Annotated in this window: 20 protein-coding genes; 5 read left to right on the forward strand and 15 right to left on the reverse strand. The window is 70.4% G+C overall.

The window, feature by feature from the left end; all coding sequences use genetic code 11:
- Nucleotides 1-91: 91 nt before the first annotated feature.
- Nucleotides 92-958: a transglutaminase family protein gene (locus EYW49_RS06010; RefSeq protein ID WP_131307220.1), complete on the forward strand. Its 867-nt coding sequence runs from the start codon at nt 92-94 to the stop codon at nt 956-958.
- A gap of 68 nt (nt 959-1,026) precedes the next feature.
- On the opposite strand, the gene EYW49_RS06015 is transcribed toward EYW49_RS06010, so the two are convergent.
- Nucleotides 1,027-1,773, reverse strand: coding sequence for a winged helix-turn-helix transcriptional regulator (locus EYW49_RS06015; protein ID WP_131307263.1), 747 nt, complete (start codon nt 1,771-1,773; stop codon nt 1,027-1,029).
- A gap of 87 nt (nt 1,774-1,860) precedes the next feature.
- Here EYW49_RS06015 and EYW49_RS06020 point away from each other — a divergent pair, with 87 nt between their 5' ends.
- Both EYW49_RS06020 and EYW49_RS06025 read left to right on the forward strand, forming a co-directional pair.
- Nucleotides 1,861-2,307, forward strand: coding sequence for a VOC family protein (locus tag EYW49_RS06020; RefSeq protein WP_131307222.1), 447 nt, complete (start codon nt 1,861-1,863; stop codon nt 2,305-2,307).
- Between the two features lie 22 nt (nt 2,308-2,329).
- Entirely contained in the window at nt 2,330-2,827 is a 498-nt protein-coding gene (locus tag EYW49_RS06025) for a VOC family protein (protein WP_131307224.1), read from the forward strand.
- Between the two features lie 25 nt (nt 2,828-2,852).
- Here the strand turns inward: EYW49_RS06025 and EYW49_RS06030 are convergent, their stop codons facing one another.
- From EYW49_RS06030 to EYW49_RS06050, 5 genes are all read right to left on the reverse strand, one after another.
- Nucleotides 2,853-3,350, reverse strand: a complete 498-nt coding sequence (locus EYW49_RS06030; protein WP_131307226.1) for a hypothetical protein — start codon at nt 3,348-3,350, stop codon at nt 2,853-2,855.
- A gap of 210 nt (nt 3,351-3,560) precedes the next feature.
- Nucleotides 3,561-4,028: an SRPBCC family protein gene (locus EYW49_RS06035; RefSeq protein ID WP_131307228.1), complete on the reverse strand. Its 468-nt coding sequence runs from the start codon at nt 4,026-4,028 to the stop codon at nt 3,561-3,563.
- Nucleotides 4,021-4,344: an ArsR/SmtB family transcription factor gene (locus EYW49_RS06040; protein WP_131307230.1), complete on the reverse strand. Its 324-nt coding sequence runs from the start codon at nt 4,342-4,344 to the stop codon at nt 4,021-4,023. The genes EYW49_RS06035 and EYW49_RS06040 overlap by 8 nt, the downstream gene beginning before the upstream one ends.
- A gap of 103 nt (nt 4,345-4,447) precedes the next feature.
- Nucleotides 4,448-5,194, reverse strand: coding sequence for a sulfite exporter TauE/SafE family protein (locus EYW49_RS06045; RefSeq protein ID WP_131307232.1), 747 nt, complete (start codon nt 5,192-5,194; stop codon nt 4,448-4,450).
- 57 nt (nt 5,195-5,251) lie between these two features.
- Nucleotides 5,252-5,620 (reverse strand): winged helix-turn-helix transcriptional regulator, encoded by a 369-nt coding sequence (locus EYW49_RS06050; RefSeq protein WP_131307234.1) that lies wholly within the window; start codon nt 5,618-5,620, stop codon nt 5,252-5,254.
- 142 nt (nt 5,621-5,762) lie between these two features.
- Between EYW49_RS06050 and EYW49_RS06055 the strand changes: the two genes are divergently transcribed.
- The gene (locus EYW49_RS06055) at nt 5,763-6,779 is read left to right on the forward strand and encodes a zinc-binding alcohol dehydrogenase family protein (protein ID WP_131307236.1); all 1,017 of its coding nucleotides are present in this window, start codon (nt 5,763-5,765) and stop codon (nt 6,777-6,779) included.
- An 89-nt stretch (nt 6,780-6,868) separates the two neighbouring features.
- Here the strand turns inward: EYW49_RS06055 and guaA are convergent, their stop codons facing one another.
- The 5 genes from guaA to guaB form a co-directional block, all read right to left on the reverse strand.
- Complete coding sequence (gene guaA, locus EYW49_RS06060) at nt 6,869-8,434, reverse strand: glutamine-hydrolyzing GMP synthase (protein ID WP_131307238.1); 1,566 nt, start codon at nt 8,432-8,434, stop codon at nt 6,869-6,871.
- A gap of 112 nt (nt 8,435-8,546) precedes the next feature.
- Nucleotides 8,547-10,448 carry a patatin-like phospholipase domain-containing protein gene (locus tag EYW49_RS06065; RefSeq protein WP_131307240.1) on the reverse strand — a complete coding sequence of 634 codons (1,902 nt, stop codon included), beginning with the start codon at nt 10,446-10,448 and terminating at the stop codon, nt 8,547-8,549.
- A 78-nt stretch (nt 10,449-10,526) separates the two neighbouring features.
- Nucleotides 10,527-11,837 (reverse strand): RsmB/NOP family class I SAM-dependent RNA methyltransferase, encoded by a 1,311-nt coding sequence (locus EYW49_RS06070; protein ID WP_131307242.1) that lies wholly within the window; start codon nt 11,835-11,837, stop codon nt 10,527-10,529.
- A 49-nt stretch (nt 11,838-11,886) separates the two neighbouring features.
- Nucleotides 11,887-12,309 (reverse strand): MAPEG family protein, encoded by a 423-nt coding sequence (locus EYW49_RS06075; RefSeq protein WP_131307244.1) that lies wholly within the window; start codon nt 12,307-12,309, stop codon nt 11,887-11,889.
- The gene (gene guaB / locus EYW49_RS06080; protein WP_131307246.1) at nt 12,309-13,811 is read right to left on the reverse strand and encodes an IMP dehydrogenase; all 1,503 of its coding nucleotides are present in this window, start codon (nt 13,809-13,811) and stop codon (nt 12,309-12,311) included. The genes EYW49_RS06075 and guaB overlap by 1 nt, the downstream gene beginning before the upstream one ends.
- Before the next feature lie 342 nt (nt 13,812-14,153).
- On the opposite strand from guaB, the gene EYW49_RS06085 reads away from it, so the two are divergent.
- The gene (locus tag EYW49_RS06085) at nt 14,154-16,124 is read left to right on the forward strand and encodes a methyl-accepting chemotaxis protein (protein ID WP_131307248.1); all 1,971 of its coding nucleotides are present in this window, start codon (nt 14,154-14,156) and stop codon (nt 16,122-16,124) included.
- An 18-nt stretch (nt 16,125-16,142) separates the two neighbouring features.
- On the opposite strand, the gene EYW49_RS06090 is transcribed toward EYW49_RS06085, so the two are convergent.
- From EYW49_RS06090 to EYW49_RS06105, 4 genes are all read right to left on the reverse strand, one after another.
- Entirely contained in the window at nt 16,143-16,856 is a 714-nt protein-coding gene (locus EYW49_RS06090; protein WP_131307250.1) for a GntR family transcriptional regulator, read from the reverse strand.
- Nucleotides 16,857-16,967: 111 nt separating this feature from the next.
- Complete coding sequence (uxuA, locus tag EYW49_RS06095) at nt 16,968-18,158, reverse strand: mannonate dehydratase (RefSeq protein ID WP_131307252.1); 1,191 nt, start codon at nt 18,156-18,158, stop codon at nt 16,968-16,970.
- A 122-nt stretch (nt 18,159-18,280) separates the two neighbouring features.
- Nucleotides 18,281-19,810, reverse strand: coding sequence for a mannitol dehydrogenase family protein (locus EYW49_RS06100; protein WP_131307254.1), 1,530 nt, complete (start codon nt 19,808-19,810; stop codon nt 18,281-18,283).
- Between the two features lie 82 nt (nt 19,811-19,892).
- A partial coding sequence (locus EYW49_RS06105) for a glucuronate isomerase (protein ID WP_206365398.1) occupies nt 19,893-20,275 on the reverse strand: 383 nt, incomplete at its 5' end.

Genomic DNA, 20,275 nt, shown 5'->3' on the forward strand with positions numbered 1-20,275 from the left:
TTCCCACCGTTCGACGTGCCCCCGCACCCCGCGATGTCGCGTAGTTCGTGGGATCGTCGAGCGGAACGGACGTCCTGCGGGAGATCGGACCATGGTTTCACTGCAGATCCGCCATCGCACCGTCTATCGCTACGCTCGCGCGGTCGATCTCGGACCCCATCGACTGATGTTGCGGCCCCGCGAGAGCCGTGATCTCAGGCTGACCCGCAGCGACATCGTGGTGTCGCCGCCGGCTGTGATCGATTGGGCCCACGACGTGTTCGGCAATGCGGTGGCGACCGCCACCTTCGCCGCGCCGACCGCCCATCTGACCATCGACGCCACCACCGACCTCGTACTCGACGCCGTGGCCTGGCCGATCTTCGCGGTGGCCGCCGCGGCGATCCGCTATCCGTTCCGCTATGCCGACGAGGACTGGACCGACCTCGGGGCGCTGGCGCGGCCGCAACATCCCGACCCGACCGGGCGGATGGCGAAATGGGCGCGCGCCTTCGTGCGGGGCGAGTCGACCGACACGCTGTCGCTGCTCAAGGACCTGTCGGGCGGGATCTCGGCCTGGGTGTTCTACCAGAGCCGCGACGACGAGGGCACGCAGACGCCGCTCGAGACCCTCGACCGCGGCTGGGGCTCGTGCCGCGACTTCGCGGTGCTGTTCGCGGAAGCCGCGCGTCATCTCGGCTTCGGCGCGCGGATCGTCTCGGGCTATCTGCACGCCCCCGACCGGACGACGATCGGCTTCGCCGACGCCGGCTCGACCCATGCCTGGGCCGAGATCTTCGTGCCGGGGGCCGGGTGGATCACCTTCGACCCGACCAACCGCAGCGTCGGCGGCTTCAATCTGATCCCGGTGGCGGTCGGGCGGACGATTCTCCAGGTGATGCCGGTCGCCGGCAGTTTCGTCGGACTGACCGGCTCGTTCATGGACATGTCGGTGACGGTGTCGGTGACCGCGGTGTGAGGCCCCCTCCCCTCACCGCGCCCGTTCGGCGTCGCGGCGGATAGGGCGGCGGCGATCGGCATGGATCTTCAGAGGGTCTCGCAGGTCGGTCGAGTCGGGCCGGGCGGCACGGCGGCCGGGGGAAGCGGCGAATCGCGATCGACGTCGGCGGCCGGCGCCGGCGCGGGCAGCGGAAACAGGCGGACGAAGCGGTCGACGACGGCGCGATCGCCGGCGAGCGCGAGCAATCCGTCGGCGAGCGCCGCATCGAGCGGCCGTCCGCCATAGACCACCGCGGCAAAGGCGTCGCGATCGCCGGCGAGGCGCGCGTCGACGGTCGGGGCCGTGGCGACCGGGCCGACGGCGAGCCGGCCACCGGCGACCACCGCCAGATGGATCTCGCCGTCGAAGACCAGGGCGACGCGCGCGGCGAAATCACCGGCGGCGGCGGGATCGAACATGGTGCGCAGCGACAGGATCACCGAAGCCGTGCTCATCGGCCGGCCGCCGCCCAGCGTCGGCGAGCGCGCCGCCCAGCGGCCGAGATCGCGCAGGATCGGTTCGAGCTCGGCGCCCCATTCGGTCAGCTCGTAGACCCGCGCGGCGGCGGGCGGCGGCAGGCGGCGACGGCGGACGATCGCCGCCGCCTCGAGTTCGTCGAGACGCTGGGCCAGGACGTTGGGACTGATGGTCGGCAGGCCGGCGCGCAGATCGGTGAAACGGCGCGGGCCGAGGGCGAGTTCGCGCACCACCAGGAGCGCCCAGCGCTCGCCGATCAGGTCGAGCGCATGGGCGGCGGCACATCCGTCCTCGTAGCGGCGGCGGTTCGATCGCACGGCCAATTTCGGCTCCCGGCAGGCTTGAATTTAGTCCTAATATAGGATCAAATCGTTTTACGATGATACCAGAGGGAGGAGCATCGTATGACCCAGATGATCTTCGTCAATCTGCCGGTGCGCGATCTCGCCGCGGCGAAGGCGTTCTTCGAACAGCTCGGCTACCGCATAGATCCCCGCTTCACCGACGACAAGGCCGCCTGCGTGGTGATCTCGGACGCCATCTACGCGATGCTGCTCACCGAGCCGTTCTTCGCGCAATTCCTCACCAAGCCGCAGGTCGACGGGCGTCAGGCCACCGAGGTGCTGCTGTGCCTGTCGGCGCCGAGCCGCGAGGAGGTCGACCGGCTGGTCGCCGCGGCGGTGGCGGCGGGCGGGCGCGAACCGCGTCCGGCGATGGACCACGGCTTCATGTACGGCCGCACCTTCGAAGACCTCGACGGCCACGTCTGGGAGATCATGTGGATGGACCCGACCTTCGCCGCCCAGGGCATCGACGATCCCCGTCACCAGGAAAATCCGCCGCAGCCGTGACCCTCTCTCGGGAGGACGCCGCATGATCCGCTTCGCCAAGATCACGCCCTGCCTGTGGTTCGACCATCAGGCCGAGGAGGCCGCCCGGTTCTACATCGACGCGTTCGGCGACGGCGAGATCGTCGCCGTGTCGCACTACGATCCCGACACCGCGGCCGAGGTCGGACGACCGCCGAATTCGGTGCTGACGGTGGCCTTCCGGGTCGCCGGCTGTGACCTGACGGCGCTCAACGCCGGGCCGCGTTTCGCCTTCACCCCGGCGGTCTCGCTGCAGGTCCTGTGCGAGGACCAGGACGAGATCGACCGATTGTGGGCGCGGCTCGGAGAAGGCGGCGACCCGACGGCGCAGCGCTGCGGCTGGCTCGCCGATCGTTTCGGCCTGTCGTGGCAGATCGTGCCGGTCGACATGCTGGCGGTGCTCGGCGCGGGCGATCCGGCGACCCAGGGCCGGGTGATGGCCGAGCTGATGACCATGACGAAGCTCGACGTCGCCCGCCTGCGCGCCGCGGCGCAAGGGTGATGCGGGCGGTGGCGGCGCGCCGGCCTCAGCGGGCGGGCGCGCGGGTCGCGACGAAGGTCCAGGCGTCCATGCCGACCGGCTGGCCGAACTGGCTGGAGAAATAGTCGACCCGGATGGTGCCCTGGAGATCGGCGGGCGAGACCACGTGGGCCTCGATGCGCACGCCGGTGTGGATGCCGAGGCCGGTGTCGCCGAGGCTCTGCAACACCGCGACGCCCGGCGCGACGAAGCCGCCGGCGATGGCGCCCGCCCGGGAGGCGAGTTGCACGTGGTCGCCGATCTGGCGGATGCGCCAGACCTCGACCCGGCGATCGCCGCTGCGATAGGCCTCGGCCACCGGCTTGGAGGCGGCGACCAGGGTGGTGGTGGCGATCCAGTCGCCGGAGAGCCCGTCGATCTGGGCGAGCCGGACGTTCTGCGCCTCGGCGGTGCCGGACGGCAGGGAGATCGAGAGGAGCGCCAGAGCCAGGCTCGGGGCGAGCAGCCTCCGGGAGAGCGGCACGGATCGGTCGCGGTGCGACATCGCTCGGCCCTCGTAGTCCGCGCGCCGCGCCGGCCCGCGACCCCGTCGGCGGTGCAGTGGCTCGGCACGCGGCGAGGTGGCGCGAATTCTATCGCGATCGTCCTGCGCGCACCAGACGGCGCTTCGCCTCAGGCGCCGGCGCGCCGGCGGCGCGCGCTTCGGCCGTCGGTCGCGTCGCCGTCCGGGACGCGCCCGACGACCGCCGCGCGATCAGGACGCGCGGAGGTACTTCGGCGGCAGGAGGACCGAGCCGGTCTCCAGCAGCGTCTTGAGGTTCGACAGGATCTGCGGCCAGCCGCCGGAGACGGCGCCGATCAGTCTCGAGTCCGCGCGGTCGATGGCGTGGGTGACCGTCAGTTTGACGGCGGCGTCGCCGGCTTCGAGGTCCATGGTGCAGAGCGACCAGCCTTCGGCCTTCAGTTCGGGCATGAATTCGTTGCGCCAACGGATGGCGAGCCGCTTGGGCGGGTCGAACTCGGTGATCTCGCCGGTGTCGGCGACCCGGCCGTCGGGCAGGACCAGTTTCCACGCCCCGCCGACCTTCCAGTCGGCCTCCGGACGGGCGCCGAGCCAATATTGCTCGGCGAACTCGGGGCTGACGAGCGCGGACCACAGGCGCTCGGGGGTGGTCCGGATATAGGTGACGTAGACGAAGCTGCTCCGCGGTGACTCAGTCATTGCCATCTCCTTCCAGGCTCTTCTTGAGGGCCGACAGGGCGCTCAGGTGGCGGCGTTCGAACTTGGCGATCCAGCGTTCGGCGATCCGATTGATCGGCAGCGGATTGATGAAATGCAGCTTCTCGCGGTGGACGCGCCGCCACGAGACCAGGTTCGCCGCTTCGAGGATCGCCAGATGTTTGGCGACGGCCTGGCGCGACATGGCCAGCCCCTCGCAGAGCTCGACCAGAGCCTGGCCGTCCTTCTGATACAGGCGATCGAGCAGTTGCCGACGGCTGGCGTCGGCCAAGGCTCGAAATACGGCGTCGTCATCCATCTCGGTGCCACGTAACCATTCGGTTGCCTGTTTATGTATAGGTACCCGAATGGTTCCCTGTCAAGCGCGATCCGTCGGGGGTCGGCCCGGGGGGGGCTCCGGCTCAGGCGGCGCGCCAGAAGAACAGCACGGTCATGGCCATGGCGAGGGTCAGGGTGGCGACGCGCACGGCTTGCGCCGGCAGGCGACGCCCGAGATGGGCGCCGAGCCAGCCGCCGACCACCGCGCCGGCGGCGAGCGCCAGGGTCTCGGGCCAGCGCACCGCTCCGGCCAGCGCGAAACACACCACCGCCACGGCATTGGCGGCGGTGACCATCACGGTGCGCGAGGGATTGAGCGACTTGAGGTCGCCGCCGTCGAACAGGCTCCAGGCGGCCATCATCATCAGCCCGACGGCGCCGCCGAAGAAACCGCCGTAGACCCCGAGCAGGGCCTGGACGATCAGCACCGTCGGCGCGCCGACCTCAGCGCCGCCGCGCAGCCGAGCGCCCAGTCGCGGCCCGAAGGTCAGGACCACGGTGGCCAGCAGCAGGAGCCAGGGCAGCATGCGGTCGAAGGTGGTGCTCGACGTCCACAGTAGCGCCAGCGCCCCGACCAGACCGCCGAGTGCGGTGGTCACCACCACCGCCTTGGCCGAGACGCCGCAGACCCCGCGGATGCCGTCGCGATAGACCCAGATGCTCGCCGCGCCGCCGGGAAACAGCGCGACGGTGCTTGAGGCATTGGCCTCGACCGACGGCAGACCGGCGGCGATCAGCGCCGGCAGGCTGACGAAGGAGCCGCCGCCGGCCAGCGCGTTCATCGCGCCGGCGAGCAGCCCGGCGCCGAGCAGGTAGAAGATCGGGGTCATCGGCCGGCTTTCTGGGATCGCTCGGCGGGACCCGCGAGCGTGCGACGGGAGGCGGTCTCAGGCGGCGGCGGCCGGCGGCGCCAGCGAGTCCGGCGGGATGTGGGCGTCGCCCCACGCCTTCAGGGCGCGAACCACCGGTTCGAGCGTGCGGCCGCGGGCGGACAGGCGATATTCCACCTTGGGCGGCACCTGGGCATAGACCTGCCGGTCGATCAGCCCGTCGGCTTCCATCTCGCGCAACTGGGCGGTCAGCATGCGCTGGGTGAGATTGGGCAGGCGGCGGCGGAACTCGTTGAAGCGCAGCACCTCCTCCTCGAACAGCAGATAGAGCACCACGCCCTTCCACTTGCCGCCGATCAACCCGAGGGTCGCCTCGACGGTACAGCCGGGGGCGCAGTCGAGACGATGGCGCGGCGGACGGGACATGGCGGGTTCCTTACGGTATCGAAATCGTGCCTATGGGCTTTTTATGTGCGTACTTGCGCCGTTTGGCAAGGCGGCCGATATCGGTCTCCACATCACCGCGCCCGTAACCCGCGGGCCGGCGCCGACCCCGAAGGAGAGTCCCATGCGTGCCATCGCCTATCGTACCCCCGGACCGATCGATGCCCCCGACGCGCTGATCGACGTCGAACTGCCGCGCCCCGAGGCGCACGGCCGCGATCTGCTGGTCGAAGTGCGGGCGGTGTCGGTCAATCCGGTCGACACCAAGGTCCGCGCCAGCGCCCGCCCGCCGGAGGGCGACGTGCGCGTGCTCGGCTGGGACGCCGCCGGTACGGTGGTGGCGGTCGGCCCCGAGGTCACGCGCTTCGCGGTCGGCGACGCGGTCTATTACGCCGGTACCATCACCCGGCCCGGCACCAATGCCGAGTTCCATCTGGTCGACGAGCGGATCGTCGGCCACAAGCCGGCGAGCCTCGGCTGGGCGGAGGCCGCGGCCCTGCCGCTGACCGCGATCACCGCCTGGGAGGCGCTGTTCGACCGGCTCGACGTCGCCCGGGCGGTGCCGGGGGCGTCGTCGATCCTGATCATCGGCGGCGCCGGCGGGGTCGGATCGATCGCCGTGCAGCTCGCCCGCCGGCTCACCGACCTGACGGTGATCGCCACCGCGTCGCGGCCGGAGACCCGCGCCTGGGTCGCCGAGCTCGGCGCCCATGCGGTGCTCGACCATTCGCAGCCCCTGGCGGCGGCGCTCGAGGCGGCGGGCCTTCCCGCCCCCGGCTTCGTCTTCGCGACCACCCACAGCGACGTCCACCGCGCCGAGATCGCCAAGGCGATCGCGCCGCAGGGCCGGCTGGCGCTGATCGACGACCCGGCGGCCTTCGACGTGATGCCGTTCAAGAGCAAGGCGGTGTCGATCCATTGGGAAATGATGTTCGCCCGGCCGATGTGGGCGACTGCCGACGTCGCCCGTCAGGGCGAGTTGCTCGACGAAGTGGCGCGGTTGGTCGACGCCGGCACCTTGCGCACCACGCTGGCCGAGACCTATGGATCGATCGATGCCGCCAACCTGATCCGCGCCCATCGGGCGATCGAGAGCGGCACGACCCGCGGCAAGATCGTGCTCGAAGGCTTCGGCGGCTGAAGCCACGAAACGCGACGGCCCGCCGAGGGGCGGGCCGGGGCGGTGGCGGGCGGTCGGCCCCTAAGTTGCGGAGCCGAAGCCCGGCGCGGTCATTCCCACTCGATCGTCCCCGGCGGCTTGCTCGTCACGTCGTAGACCACCCGGTTGACGCCGCGGACCTCGTTGATGATGCGGGTCGCGGCGCGGCCGAGGAAGGCCATGTCGAAGGCGTAGAAATCCGCCGTCATGCCGTCGACCGAGGTCACGGCGCGCAGCGCCAGCACGAATTCATAGGTCCGCCCATCGCCCATCACGCCGACGGTCTGGACCGGCAGCAGCACCGCGAAGGCCTGCCAGATCTGGTCGTAGAGCCCGGCCTTGCGGATCTCGTCGAGATAGATCGCGTCGGCCTTGCGCAGGATGTCGAGCTTCTCGCGGGTGACGCCGCCGGGACAGCGGATGGCCAGACCCGGGCCGGGGAAGGGATGGCGGCCGATGAAGCTCTCGGGCAGGCCGAGTTCGCGGCCGAGCGCGCGAACTTCGTCCTTGAACAGTTCGCGTAAGGGCTCGACCAGCTTCATGTTCATGCGGTCGGGCAGGCCGCCGACGTTGTGGTGGCTCTTGATCGTCACCGAGGGGCCGCCGGAGAAGGACACGCTCTCGATCACGTCGGGATAGAGCGTGCCCTGCGCGAGGAAGCCGGGCGCGCCGCGGCCGTCGGCGGCGATCTTGGCGGCCTCCGCCTCGAAGGTCTCGATGAACAGGCGGCCGATGGTCTTGCGCTTGGTCTCGGGGTCGGCCTCGCCTTCGAGCGCGTCGATGAACAGATCGGCGGCGTCGACATGGACCAGCGGGATGTTGTAGGCGTCGCGGAACATGCCGACCACCTGCTCGCTCTCGCCCTGGCGCATCAAGCCGTGGTCGACGTAGATGCAGGTCAGCCGATCGCCGATCGCCTCGTGGATCAGCACCGCGGCGACGGAGGAATCGACGCCGCCGGACAGCCCGCAGATCACCCGGCCGTCGCCGACCTGGGCGCGGATCTTGGCGATCATCTCGGCGCGATAGGCGGCCATCGACCAGTCCGAGGTCAGGCCGCAGATGCGGTGGACGAAGTTGGCGAGGAGCTTGCCACCGTCCGGGGTGTGGACCACCTCGGGGTGGAACATGGTGGTGTAGTAGCGGCGCTTTTCGTCGACGGCGATGGCGAAGGGCGCGTTCTCGGAGGTGCCGATCACTTCGAAGCCAGCGGGCAGTTCGGTGACCCGGTCGCCGTGGCTCATCCACACCGGATAGCGGGAGCCGACCTCCCAGAGGCCGTCGAACAGCGGCGAAGCTTTGAGGATCTCGACGTCGGCGCGGCCGAATTCGGCGGCATGGCCCCCCTCGACGGTGCCGCCGAGCTGCAGGCACAGGGTCTGCTGGCCGTAGCAGATGGCGAGGATCGGGACTTTCGCGTCGATCACCGCCTGGGGCGCGCGCGGGCTGCCGTCCCAGGTCACCGAGGCCGGACCGCCGGAGAAGATCACGCCCTTCGGCGCCAATTTCTCGAAGGCGGCGCCGGCCTTCTGGAAGGGATGGATCTCGCAGTAGACCCCGGTCTCACGCAGGCGACGCGCGATCAACTGGGTGACCTGGGAGCCGAAGTCGACGATGAGGATGGAGTCGTGTGTCATGGCATGGCAATAGGCGAGCCGGCGCCGGGAGGCAAGATCGGAAACGGCGGCGGCGGCGGGGGAAACGCCCGCGCGCAGCCCGTCGCGACCCCCGTGCGCCGCCGCGCCACGCTCAGCGGAACGCCGCCGCGATGTCCTTCAGCGCCGCGGTGACCGCGGCCTGGAACTTGTTGCCCGCCATCGAGGTGACGAACAGCGCCGCGGCCTTGCGGAACGGCCAGAACCCGGTGAAGTTGCCGAGCAGGTGCTTCAGTTCGGTGTCGAGCAACTGATCCGCCAGCATCCGGAACCGCCGTTCGAATCGGGCGGCGAGTTCGCTCGCCAATCCCTCCGCCGAGAACGCCGCCGGCCGATCGCCCTCGCCGATGACGATCTCGACCTGAAGTCGCTTCGAGAGCGGAATGATCGGCAGACAGCGCGTGTCGGCCGGTCCGCGTTCGACGCGGGCGACCAGCTTGTAGCCCTGGGCGTCGACGCCGGACCGCGTGCGCACGCCGGGGGCGGCCGGGGCGGCCTCGACCCGCCAGGAACCGCCGATCGCGGAACGATGGTCGGCGAAGAGCGCCGCGGTCTCGGGCAGCACCAGATGGCGGCGCAGGAACGCCTGGGCGTTGCGACGGCCGAGCAGGTAGTCGTGGCGGCGGAAGGAGCGATGGAGGAAGCCGGAGAAGCCCCCGAGCGCGCCGGAGGCGATCGGATAGAGCCGGCCGGCCGCGTTGTCCGGCGCGACCTTGCGCACCGGGGTGATCGCGAAGCGCGAGAACACCGTCGGATCATAGGCCAGCTGCAATTCCTCGGGCTTGAAGCGCGCCTGATCCTTCAGGGTGTCGAGCAGGATCGTCGCCGAGGCGAGCAGGCCGAAGGTGCGGTCGGGATCGCCGTCGAGCGGCGGTTCGGCGACCTGATTGGGGAAGGGATCGATCAGCACCACCGCTCGGTCGGCAAGGTCGCCGCCGCGTTCGTTGTGGGCGGCCGGGGTTTCGTCGCGAGCGAGGAAATGGCGGGCGATCTCCAGCGGCTCGTTGTCGATCATCCCGCCGTCCAGGGACGGGAATCGGTAGGGGCCGACGGTGGTGAGGTCCGGCGTCTTGGCGATCCACCCCGCCGTCGCGTCGGGGACGTGGAACTTGGCGTCGTGGACATAGGCAGAGGCGTCGCGCCAGACCACGCGCGGCGCCAGGCCGATCGGGAAGGCACCGGTCGCCAGGGCGGAGCGGCGCAGCAGATCCCACGCATCGCCCGGGGTGGCGGTCGCCGGAATCGCCGTCAGGTCGATCTCCGGCTGACCGGCCGGCCAAGCGGCCGACCGCGGCGCGATGCCGAAGCGGATGCGGTCGCCGTGGTCGAACATGCCGTAGGTGTTGCCACCGGCGTTCGCCCCGGCCATGGCGAAGGTGTAGGGCAGGCCGCGCACGTTGGTGACGGTCAGGATGATGGTCAGGCCGGCGCCATGGCGATCGCCGACCCAGGTGCGGCGCGCCGGCCGGTCGTAGACGAAGGCCCGATCGACGATCTCGTCGAGCACGTCGCAACACAACACCGACTTGACCACGCCGCTCTCGGGATCTCGCTGCAACTGCTCGAGGTCGGTGGTCTCCAGCAGATGCTCGATGCCGATGTCGGTGACCCAACTCGCATAGAGGCGATTGCGCTCGGGCGCCGGCGGATCCGCGCCCGCCTGGACGTGGTCGATCTCGTGGAACAGCTGCAGCGCGGCGATCGCCGATGTCATGCCGCCGGCCGAAGCGCCGGCCATCACCGGCACCATCACCGTGTGGCGCGGGCCGTCATAGGCGGGGTCGGCCTTCAGTCGCTCGAAGTCGTCGAGGGCCTCGATCAGAAAGTCGATCACCCCGGCGGTATAGGCCCCGGCGGAGATCGCCCCGGCCATCACCAGCCCGAGTTCGAAGACCTTGCCGTTGCTGCCGGGCGTCGGCGCGATCGTCGCGAAGCCCGGTTCGTCGCGAGGCGCGGTCGGCGCGCCGTTCCCAGATGCCGTTCCCGCGTCCGCCATGCCGCCCTCCCCCGCGCCACATCGACGCAGACGAGTGTATGTCCGACGGAAAAACAATCAAGGCGGGAAATCGACCGATCAGCGATCGGCTTCCAACACCGCGACGAAGAAGCCGTCGGTGCCGGCGCCGGCCGGGGTCAGGCGCAGGGCCGGGGTGCCGTGACCCCAGGTCCGCACGAAGGGGGCGAGGCGGGCGGCGGTCGCGGGATCGAGGCGGGCGAGCGGATCGGCGAGGCGGCGGCCGGGGTGGCGTTCGAGCGCCGCGGCGACCCGGTCCTCGTTCTCTTCCGCCAGGATCGAACAGGTGACGTAGACCACCCGGCCGTGGGGGGCGACGAAGCGCATCGCCTCGTCGAGCACCAGATCCTGATCGCGCATCCGCGCGTCGAGCGCATTGGGGCGCAGCCGCCATTTGGCGTCGGGGCGGCGGCGCCAGGTGCCGGTGCCGGTGCAGGGCGCATCGACCAGCACCAGATCCATGCCCTCCTCGAGATCGGCGAGGCTGTCGGCGACCCCGGGGGCGCGCAATTCGACGGTGTCGGCACCGGCGCGGCGGACCCGATCGCGGAAGTCGCCGAAGCGGCGCTTGTCGGAATCATAGGCGAAGATGCGGCCGCGACCGGCGAGATCGGCGGCCATGGCCAGCGACTTGCCGCCGCCGCCGGCGCACAGGTCGAGGACGTTTTCGCCGGAGCGCGCGCCGGCGATGAGCGCCGCGAGCTGCGAGCCCTCGTCCTGGATCTCGACGCGGCCCTCCTGATAGGCGGCCTCCGACGGCACATGGGGCGGCCGGGCGGTCGGGGCGACGTCGGGCAGGCGCAGGCCGTGGGGGGCGAGCGGGGTCGGGCGGGCACCGAGGCCGGCGAGTTCGGCGAGCACCGCCTCGCGGGTGGCCATCAGCGTGTTGACCCGGAGATCGACCGGGGCGCGGTCGCACAGCGCCTGCAACTCCCGCTCGAGGCCTTCGCCGTAGACGCCGGCGAGGCTCGGCATCAGCCATTCCGGGCAGTCGGCGCGGACGTGCGCCGGCGCATCGGCGAGCAGCGCTTCGCGGTTCTCCCCGAGGCGGGCGCGCTCGGCGGCGGTCAGCGGCGCCGGGGCATGGGGATCGCCGAGCGCCAGCGCGAGGGCGTCGAGGCCCTGGCCCCAGGCGTCGGCGAAAGTGACGAGCACCGCGGCGCGGGCCGAGGGCGTGTCCATCACCCAGGCGTTGGAGGCCTTGCGGCGCAGGGCGTCGTAGACCAGCGAGCCGATGGCGGTGCGGTCGCCCGATCCGGCGAAGCGGTGGGAGAGGCCCCAGTCCTTGAGGGCATCGGCGACCGGCCGCCGCCGCGCCTCGACGTCGTCGAGCACTTCGATCGCCGCCTGCAGGCGTCCGCCGGTCTTCATCGCATCTCCTCGGGGCGGCGCCGCGGCACCGCGTTCGGGCTTCGGACGGTCACGCGGCTGCGACCGTCGCCGCCAGCAGCACGATCATGATCATCACCACGATCACCCCGACGAAGAACGCCGGCCCGCGCAGGCGCAGGTCGTTGGGGCCGCAATGGGCGAAGGAATGGGCGATGCGGCTCGCGACGAAGATCCAGGCGAGGATCGCCAAGGCGAGGCCGGCGGCGTGGAGGAACAGCGCGAGAAGCGACAGCGCATAGAACAGCACCGGCACTTCGAACTGGTTGGCGAAGTTGCGCTGGGCGAGGCGGGCCGGTTTCGGCCAGCCGTCGTCGGCGCACATCACGTCGCCGGTGATGGTGCGGTCGCGCACCGCGACATGGCGGGTCCAACCCAGCCAGAACCCCACCAGGATGGTCCAGGTGATCTGGGCGAGGACGGCGAAGACCAGGGCGGTGGCGGTCGCGGTCATCAGACGTTGGTCGGGTAGTTGGGGCTCTCGCGGGTGATCGTCACGTCGTGGACGTGGCTCTCGCGCAAGGAGGCCCCGGAGATGCGCACGAAACGCGCCTTGTCGGTGAACTCGGGCACGGTCTTGGCGCCGACATAGCCCATGGCGGCGCGCAGGCCCCCGGCGAGCTGATGGAGCACGCCGGACAGCGGCCCCTTGAACGGCACCTGACCTTCGATGCCCTCGGGCACCAGCTTCAGGGTGTCGCGCACCTCGGCCTGGAAGTAGCGGTCGGCCGAGCCGCGGGCCATCGCCCCGACCGAACCCATGCCGCGGTAGGATTTGTAGGAGCGGCCCTGGTGCAGATAGACCTCGCCGGGGCTCTCGTCGGTGCCGGCGAGCAGCGAACCGATCATCGCCACGGACGCGCCGGCGGCCAGCGCCTTGGCGAGATCGCCGGAATATTTGATGCCGCCGTCCGCGATCACCGGCACGTCGTGCTCGCGGGCGACCGAGACCGCGTCGAGGATGGCGGTCAGCTGCGGCACGCCGACACCGGCGACGATGCGGGTGGTGCAGATCGAGCCCGGGCCGATGCCGACCTTGATGGCGTCGGCGCCGGCGTCGATCAGGGCGCGGGCAGCGTCGGCGGTGGCGATGTTGCCGGCCAGGATCTGGGTGGCGTTGGACAGGCGCTTGACCCGCTCGACCATCGCCAGCACGTGTTGGGAATGGCCGTGGGCGGTGTCGACGACGATCAGGTCGCAGCCGGCGTCGATCAGCCGCTCGGCCCGTTCGAAGCCCTTGTCGCCGGTGGTGGTGGCGGCGGCGGCGCGCAGACGGCCCTGCGGATCCTTCGAGGCGTTGGGGTTGAGCTGGGCCTTCTCGATGTCCTTGACGGTGATCAGGCCGGTGCAGCGGAACTGCTCGTCGACCACCACCAGCTTCTCGATGCGGTGCTGATGGAGGATGCGCTTGGCCTCGTCGGAGCTGACGCCCTCGGTCACCGTGACCAGATTCTCGCGGGTCATCAGTTCATAGACGCGCTGGTTCGGATTGGAGGCGAAGCGGACGTCGCGGTTGGTCAGGATGCCGACCAGACGGCCGAGATGGGAGCCGCCGACGCCGCCGTCCTCGACCACCGGAATGCCGGAGATGCGGTAGTGCTTCATCAGCGCCAGCGCGTCGGCGAGGGTGGCGTCGGGTCCGATGACGATCGGATTGACCACCATGCCGCTCTCGAACTTCTTGACCTGGCGGACCTGCTCGGCCTGTTCTTCGGGCGTCATGTTGCGGTGGATGACGCCGAGACCGCCGGCTTGGGCCATGGCGATCGCCAGACGGGCTTCGGTGACCGTGTCCATCGCCGCCGAGACGATCGGCAGGAGCAGCTCGATCTCCCGGGTGATCCGCGAGCGGACGTCGGTCTCGCCAGGCATCACTTCGGAGTGGCCGGGCAGGAGAAGCACGTCGTCGAAGGTCAGCGCCTCGCGCGAGTGTTCCGGTTCATAGAAGGCCGCCATCGCCGATTCATCCTCTCGAGAAACACGAAGCCCCCGGATTCGACATCGCCTGCGGCAGATGCGTCCGGTCTTCGTCTCATCCATCGACCATCGGAATTGGCGCTGGCTGTTAACACGGATTCGCCGGAGGGGGAAGGCCGCAGCCCGCGGCCGCGGCGGGCGGCAGCCCTGCTCGCGGCGGCGCGCCGAGCGAGGATCGGCAGCGACGGCTGTTTCACGAGGTCCTTCGGATCGCGACCGGGAGTTTCACGAATATTTAGGCACGTCGTCCCAAGATGAAGACGCTCCCCTACCGTTCGGTCGCCGGTCCCGTGCAGACCACGGTCATCCTTCGAGGTTCCGATGCGGCTTTCGACTCTGACGGTCAAGACCAAGACTTCGCTCCTCGTCGCGGTGCCGATGCTCGGCCTGGTGGCCATGGCGGCGGTGGGATGGTGGGGCTCGCAACGCGTCCAGACCACGCTGGCGAGCTTCGAGGAGAGCGGCAACCGGCTGGCCCGTACCACCGGGCTGCGGGTGGCGGTCGCCGACCTCGCCCACCGTGCCCGCGAATTCCGCTTCGCCCCCGACGCGGCCAAGGCCGCCGATTTCCGCCGCAACATCGACGCGGTGATCGCCGCCACCGGCAGCGACTGGTCGGCGGCCGACGCCCCGACGGTCGAGACCTTCGTGGCCGGGGTGACCGCGGCCGGGCGGATGTTCGAAGAGGTGAGTGGCTTCCAGACCCGCCTCGGCTTCGACGCAGCGCCGGGGCTGACCCAGAAGGTCGCCGAGACCCGCGGCGAGGTCATCGAGACGATCGAGCGGATGACGCCGATGGGCGCCGGCGACGGCGGCACCGAGGATCTGCGGCGCACCCTCGACGAGATCCGCGTCGCCGAAGAGGCCTTCGCGCGCAGCCTCGCCCCGGCCGGCATCGACCGGCTCGATTCCAGCGCCACCCTGTTCGCCGCGCAGCTGAAGCAGGTGCCGGTGCCGCCGAGCCAGAAGAAGGCCGCGACCGAAGCCCTCACGACCCATGTCGCGGTGGCCCACGATTACGAGAAGACGGCGATCGCCCTCGAGGACGCCCGCCGCCGCGTCGACGGCGCGCTGGCCGCGGTGGCGCCGGTGGTGGTCACCCTGTCGAGCGGGCTCGAGGCCGGGGCCAAGGCCTCCGAACACGCCCTCGACCAGTCGATGTCGACCCAATCGACGATGCTGGTGGTGGCGATCGTCGCCTCGCTGGGGGTCTCGCTGATGATGGCGGTGGTGATCGGCCGCAGCCTGTCGACGCCGCTGATCACGCTGGCCCGCCGGGTGCGCGACCTCGCCGAAGGGCGCATCGACACCGCTATCCCCGACATGGCCGGCCACGACGAGATCTCGGAGATCGCCCGCGCGCTCAAGGTGTTCCAGAAGAGCGAGCACCAGCGCCTGGCGCTGATCGCCGAGCAGGAGGCGGCGCAACACGCCCGCCAGCACCGCGCCACGGTGATCGAGGACACGGTGCGGGCCTTCGAGACCACCAGCCGGACCACGCTGGCCGGCATCCTGGCGCGCTTTGCCCAGCTCGATCAGGCGTCGCAGCGTCTGGCGTCGAGCGCCGGCGAGGCCTCGCATCAGACCGCCGCGGCGCGCGACGCCGCCGCCGCAACCTCGGGCAACGTCGAATCGGTGTCCGACGCCACCCACACCCTGCTGCAGTCGATCGAGGCGATCTCGGTCGAAACTCGGCGCACCGCCGACATCGCCCGCCGCGCCCACGACGACGCCGAGAAGGGCGAGAGCACCGCCTCGCGGCTGTCGGAAGGGGCGACCCGGATCGGCCGGGTGGTGCGGCTGATCCGCGACGTCGCCGAACAGACCAATCTCCTGGCGCTCAACGCCACCATCGAGGCGGCGCGGGCCGGCGAGGCGGGCCGCGGCTTCTCGGTGGTCGCCGGCGAGGTCAAGGGTCTCGCCGACCAGACCTCCAAGGCGACCGAAGAGATCGCCCGGCACATCGAATTCCTGCAGGACTCGGCCGGCGACGTGGTCGGGGCGATCGACGGCGTCAAGCGGGTGATCGAGGAACTGACCGCCAGCACCGCCAAGGTCGGGACCTCGATCGACGCCCAGAGCGAAGCGGTGGCGCGGATCGCCGACAACGTCGACCGGGCGACGCGGGCGTCGGAAGTCGGCGCCGCCGGCATGGTCGGGGCGGCTTCGGCGAGTTCGCAGGCCGGCACCATCGCCGGCGAGATGCACGATCTGGCGACGGCGCTGATCGACGACACGCGGCGGCTGGAGGCCGACGTGCTCGGCTTCCTCGGCGGCGTCAAGGCGGCGTGAGGACCGCCGCCCGCCGGGTCACTCGGACGCGGCGGCGGGGGCGGCGGCAGGGGCGGTCCGGCGGCGGCGCTTGGGCGGCGCGCTCGGCAGGGCCTCGGTCAGGCTGAGCCGCTCGACGGTGGCGAACACGCCGCGCAGGTGGATGCGCAGGGCGATCTGGGCGGCGTCGCCGTCGCCGGCGCACAGCTCGTCGGCGATGCGGCGGTGCTCGTAGAGGATCTCCGCCGGGCGGCCGGGCTGGCGCACGCTCAGGAAGCGCACCCGGTCGAACTGGGTCTTGGCCTTGAGGATCACGCTCCACACGCCCGGATGACCGCTGAGCTCGGCGATCATCGAATGGAACTCGTTGTCGAGGGCGTAGAACTCCTCCATGTCGGTGGCGCGCTCCTGGCGCTCGACATTGGCGCGGATGCGGGCCTTGCCGGCCTCGTCGATGCGCCGCGCGGCGTCGGCGATCAGCGCGCATTCGAGATGTTCGCGCACGAACTGGCCGACCCGCACCGCCTCGAGCGAGATCGGGGCGACGAAGGTGCCGAACTGGGGATAGATCATCACCAGTTCTTCTTCGGCGAGCTTGATCAGGGCCTCGCGGATCGGGGTGCGGCTGACCTCGAGACGCTCGCACAGCTCCTGTTCGGAGAGCGGGGTGTTGGGCGGCAGTTCGCCGCGCACGATGCCTTCGCGCAATTGTTCGAAGACTTGGCTGGTCAGACGAGATTTGCGCCGATCCATGACGAACGCATCCGATTCGGGCGGGTGGGAGGCCCCGAGCGGGCCTCCCCCTTCCTTGCCACGAATCGCCGGCCCGTGTCAGCGGCCGCTCGCGACGAAGGTCTGCGCCTTTCAGGCGAGACGGCCGCTGCGGAAGGCGTCGATGGTCTGCATCACGCCGCGCAACTCCGCGAGACCCTTGAGGCGACCCACGAAGGAGTAGCCGGGGTTCATGGTCTTGCCGACGTCGTCGCCGAGCAGGTGGCCGTGGTCGGGCCGCATCGGGATCGCCGCATCGAGACGGCCGGCGGCGACGCGCCGCTCCTCTTCCGCCATGATCGCCGCCGCGACGCCGATCAGATCGCTGTCGCCGCCGAGATGGTCGGCCTCGTAGAACGAGCCGTCGGTCTCGTGGCTGGTGTTGCGCAGGTGCACGAAATGGATGCGCGGGCCGAATTCGCGGGCCATCTGCACCAGATCGTTGCTGCGGTTGGAGCCGAACGAGCCGGTGCACAGGGTCAGGCCGCAGGCCTCCTGCGGCACCGCGGAGAACAGCGCACGGACGTCCTCGGCGGTCGACATCACCCGCGGCAGGCCGAAGATCGGGAAGGACGGATCGTCGGGGTGGATGCACAGGCGCACCCCCTCTTCCTCGGCGACCGGGGTGATGGCGCGCAGGAAGGCGATCAGGTTGGCGCGCAGCACCTCCTTGTCGATCGTCTGGTAGAGCTCGAGCATCGCCTTGAAGCTCGCCCGGTCGTAGGCGAAGTCGCGCGCCGGCAGCCAGTCGATCAGCACCCGCTCGAGTTCGCGGATCTCCTCGGCGGTCTTCGATTCGAAGCGGACCTTGGCGGCGGCGATGCGCTCGGCATCGTAGTCCTTCTCGGCGCCGGCCCGTTCGAGCACGAACAGGTCATAGGCTGCGAAGTCGACCGAGTCGTAACGCAGCGCATAGCCGCCGGTCGGCAGCTTGTACATCAGATTGGTGCGGCTCCAATCGGTGATGACCATGAAGTTGTAGCACACGACCTTGATGCCGGCGCGGGCGACGTTGCGGATCGACTGCTTGTAGTTCTCGATCTTCGCGAGATAGTCGCCGGTGCGGGTCTTGATCTCCTCGCCGACGCCGATGCTCTCGACCACCGACCAGGTCAGGCCGGCGTCTTCGATCATCGCCTTGCGCTTCAGGATCTCGTCGAGGGGCCACACGCCGCCCTGGTTCATGTGGTGCAGGGCGGTGACGATGCCCGTCGCGCCGGCCTGTCGGGCATGCTGGAGGGTCACCGGATCATCGGGGCCGAACCACCGCCAAGTCTGTTCCATCGTTCGAGTCCTTGTTGTCGTGTCTGTTCGGAGAGCGAAATCCCGGATGCGGGCGGGAGGGCGTGCCCCCCTCGCCCGCCGCGGGCGCTCGGGTGAGGTCACGGCCGTTTCCGGCCGCGGGTTCAGCGACCGCCGAGGAAGGCGGCCAGCGTGGCGTGGACGCCGTGGTCCTTGAGGCTCTGGAGATGGCCGATGACGCTCGCCCGGAAGCCCGCGTCGGCGACCAGTTCCGGCGGGAAGATCTCGGTCACCGCGAAGAGCGCGTCGGCGAGATCGGTCGCCGAGCCGCCGTGGGCCCGGGCGATGCCGGTCAGGCGGTCGGCCATCGGATCGGCGACCGCATAGGCGGTTCCGTTCTCGTCGACCTCGAGCAGGAAGCGCATCCAGGCGGCGACGGTGAGCGGGATCACCGACGGGCGGAAGCCGGCGGCGATGCGCTCCTGGGCCGCCTCGAGCAGGCGCGGTCCGAGCTTCTGCGAGCCGTCGGAGGAGATCTGCAAGGTGCGATGCCGGATCTCGGGATTGCGGAAGCGGCCCTCGAGCTCGACCGTGTAGGCCGGCACGTCGGTGCCGGGGACCGGCGGCAGCGTGGCGATCAGGTCCTCGTCCCACAGGCGGCGCACCACGCTCGGCAGGTAGGGATCGGCCATGGCGTCGGCGATGGTCTCGATGCCGGCGACCACCGACAGATAGGCGAGCGTCGAATGGGCGCCGTTGAGGCAGCGCAGCTTCATCATCTCGAAGGGATGGACGTCGTCGACCATGATCGCCCCGTCGAGTTCCCAGGCCGGGCGGCCGGTGGCGAAGCGATCTTCGATCACCCACTGGCGGAAGGGCTCGGTGACCACCGGCCACTGGTCCTCGAGGCCGAGGCCGGCGGCGACCGCGGCGCGCTCGGCATCCTGGGTCGCCGGGGTGATGCGGTCGACCATGGTGCAGGGGAAGGCGATGGTGTCGGCGATGAAGCGGCCGAGGTCCGCGTCGCGCAGATCGGCGAAGCGGGTGACGATCCGCCGCACCTTGATGCCGTTCTGAGCGAGGTTGTCACAGACCAGAACGGTGAAGGGCGTGACGCCGGCGGCGCGGCGCAGGCGAATCGCCTCGGTCAGCAGGCCGGGCACGCTGCGCGGCACGGTCGGATTGGCGAGGTCGGCGACGATCGCCGGATGGCTCTCGTCGAGGGTGCCGGTGGCCGGATCCTGGCAATAGCCCTTCTCGGTGACCGTCAGGGTGACGATGCGGATCTTCGGGTCGATCATCAGGGCGAGGACTTCGGCGAGCTGGTCGCCGGTCGCCAGCATGTCGAGGAACGAGCCGATCACCTGCAGACGATCGGTGCCGTCGATGCGGTTCAGCACCGTATAGAGGCAGTCCTGCGGCTTCAGCGCGGTGCGGATCGCCGGCGACAGCATGTCGACGCCGACGATGCCCCAGTCCTTGGCTCCGGATTCGAGCACCGCCTCGGTATAGACGCCGAGATGGGCGCGGCAGAAGGCGCCGAGGCCGAGATGGACGATGCCGGGGGTGACCGCGGCGCGGTCGTAGCCGGGGCGCTTCACCGCGGGCGGCAGGCGATCCAGGGTGGCGGTGGACAGGCGCGGCGTCGAACCGGTCGTGGTGCCGCCGGTTGTTACGGTCTGGGCTTCGTTCATGTGTCACCTCGATTCGGCATCGGCGATGCCTGTCGGACTTCGTACGACGGATGTGCGGCGGGGGAACCGCCGCACGTTTCGCTCAGAGCTTATAGGCCTGTTTGACGAGGCGGTAGGCGAGGTCGTGGGCGACCTCGAAGGCGTCGTCGCGGTCGAGGCGGTGTTCGGCGACCAGACGCGCCAGGAAGCCGGCGTCGATGCGGCGGGCGACGTCGTGGCGCGCCGGGATCGACAGGAAGGCCCGGGTGTCGTCGTTGAAACCGACGGTGTTGTAGAAGCCGGCGGTCTCGGTGACCTGCTCGCGGTAGCGCCGCATGCCCTCCGGGCTGTCGTGGAACCACCACGCCGGCCCGAGCTTCAGCGCCGGATAGTGCCCGGCGAGCGGGGCGAGCTCGCGCGAATAGACCGTCTCGTCCAACGTGAACAGGATGATGGTCAGATCGGGCCGGTTGCCGAAACGGGCGA

It is taken from the genome of Siculibacillus lacustris, assembly GCF_004328075.1.
GTDB classification, from domain to species: Bacteria; Pseudomonadota; Alphaproteobacteria; order Rhizobiales; family Ancalomicrobiaceae; genus Siculibacillus; species Siculibacillus lacustris.

Coding starts and splice junctions, on each gene's coding strand:
- EYW49_RS06070 (WP_131307242.1), bottom strand. CDS start 11,837: ATGAAGACCGGCGGACGCCTGCAGGCGGCGATCGAAGTGCTCGACGAC.
- uxuA (WP_131307252.1), bottom strand. CDS start 18,158: ATGGAACAGACTTGGCGGTGGTTCGGCCCCGATGATCCGGTGACCCTC.
- EYW49_RS06055 (WP_131307236.1), top strand. CDS start 5,763: ATGCGTGCCATCGCCTATCGTACCCCCGGACCGATCGATGCCCCCGAC.
- EYW49_RS06100 (WP_131307254.1), bottom strand. CDS start 19,810: ATGAACGAAGCCCAGACCGTAACAACCGGCGGCACCACGACCGGTTCG.
- EYW49_RS06020 (WP_131307222.1), top strand. CDS start 1,861: ATGACCCAGATGATCTTCGTCAATCTGCCGGTGCGCGATCTCGCCGCG.
- EYW49_RS06035 (WP_131307228.1), bottom strand. CDS start 4,028: ATGACTGAGTCACCGCGGAGCAGCTTCGTCTACGTCACCTATATCCGG.
- EYW49_RS06050 (WP_131307234.1), bottom strand. CDS start 5,620: ATGTCCCGTCCGCCGCGCCATCGTCTCGACTGCGCCCCCGGCTGTACC.
- EYW49_RS06045 (WP_131307232.1), bottom strand. CDS start 5,194: ATGACCCCGATCTTCTACCTGCTCGGCGCCGGGCTGCTCGCCGGCGCG.
- guaA (WP_131307238.1), bottom strand. CDS start 8,434: ATGACACACGACTCCATCCTCATCGTCGACTTCGGCTCCCAGGTCACC.
- guaB (WP_131307246.1), bottom strand. CDS start 13,811: ATGGCGGCCTTCTATGAACCGGAACACTCGCGCGAGGCGCTGACCTTC.
- EYW49_RS06030 (WP_131307226.1), bottom strand. CDS start 3,350: ATGTCGCACCGCGACCGATCCGTGCCGCTCTCCCGGAGGCTGCTCGCC.
- EYW49_RS06065 (WP_131307240.1), bottom strand. CDS start 10,448: ATGGCGGACGCGGGAACGGCATCTGGGAACGGCGCGCCGACCGCGCCT.
- EYW49_RS06010 (WP_131307220.1), top strand. CDS start 92: ATGGTTTCACTGCAGATCCGCCATCGCACCGTCTATCGCTACGCTCGC.
- EYW49_RS06040 (WP_131307230.1), bottom strand. CDS start 4,344: ATGGATGACGACGCCGTATTTCGAGCCTTGGCCGACGCCAGCCGTCGG.
- EYW49_RS06085 (WP_131307248.1), top strand. CDS start 14,154: ATGCGGCTTTCGACTCTGACGGTCAAGACCAAGACTTCGCTCCTCGTC.
- EYW49_RS06090 (WP_131307250.1), bottom strand. CDS start 16,856: ATGGATCGGCGCAAATCTCGTCTGACCAGCCAAGTCTTCGAACAATTG.
- EYW49_RS06075 (WP_131307244.1), bottom strand. CDS start 12,309: ATGACCGCGACCGCCACCGCCCTGGTCTTCGCCGTCCTCGCCCAGATC.
- EYW49_RS06025 (WP_131307224.1), top strand. CDS start 2,330: ATGATCCGCTTCGCCAAGATCACGCCCTGCCTGTGGTTCGACCATCAG.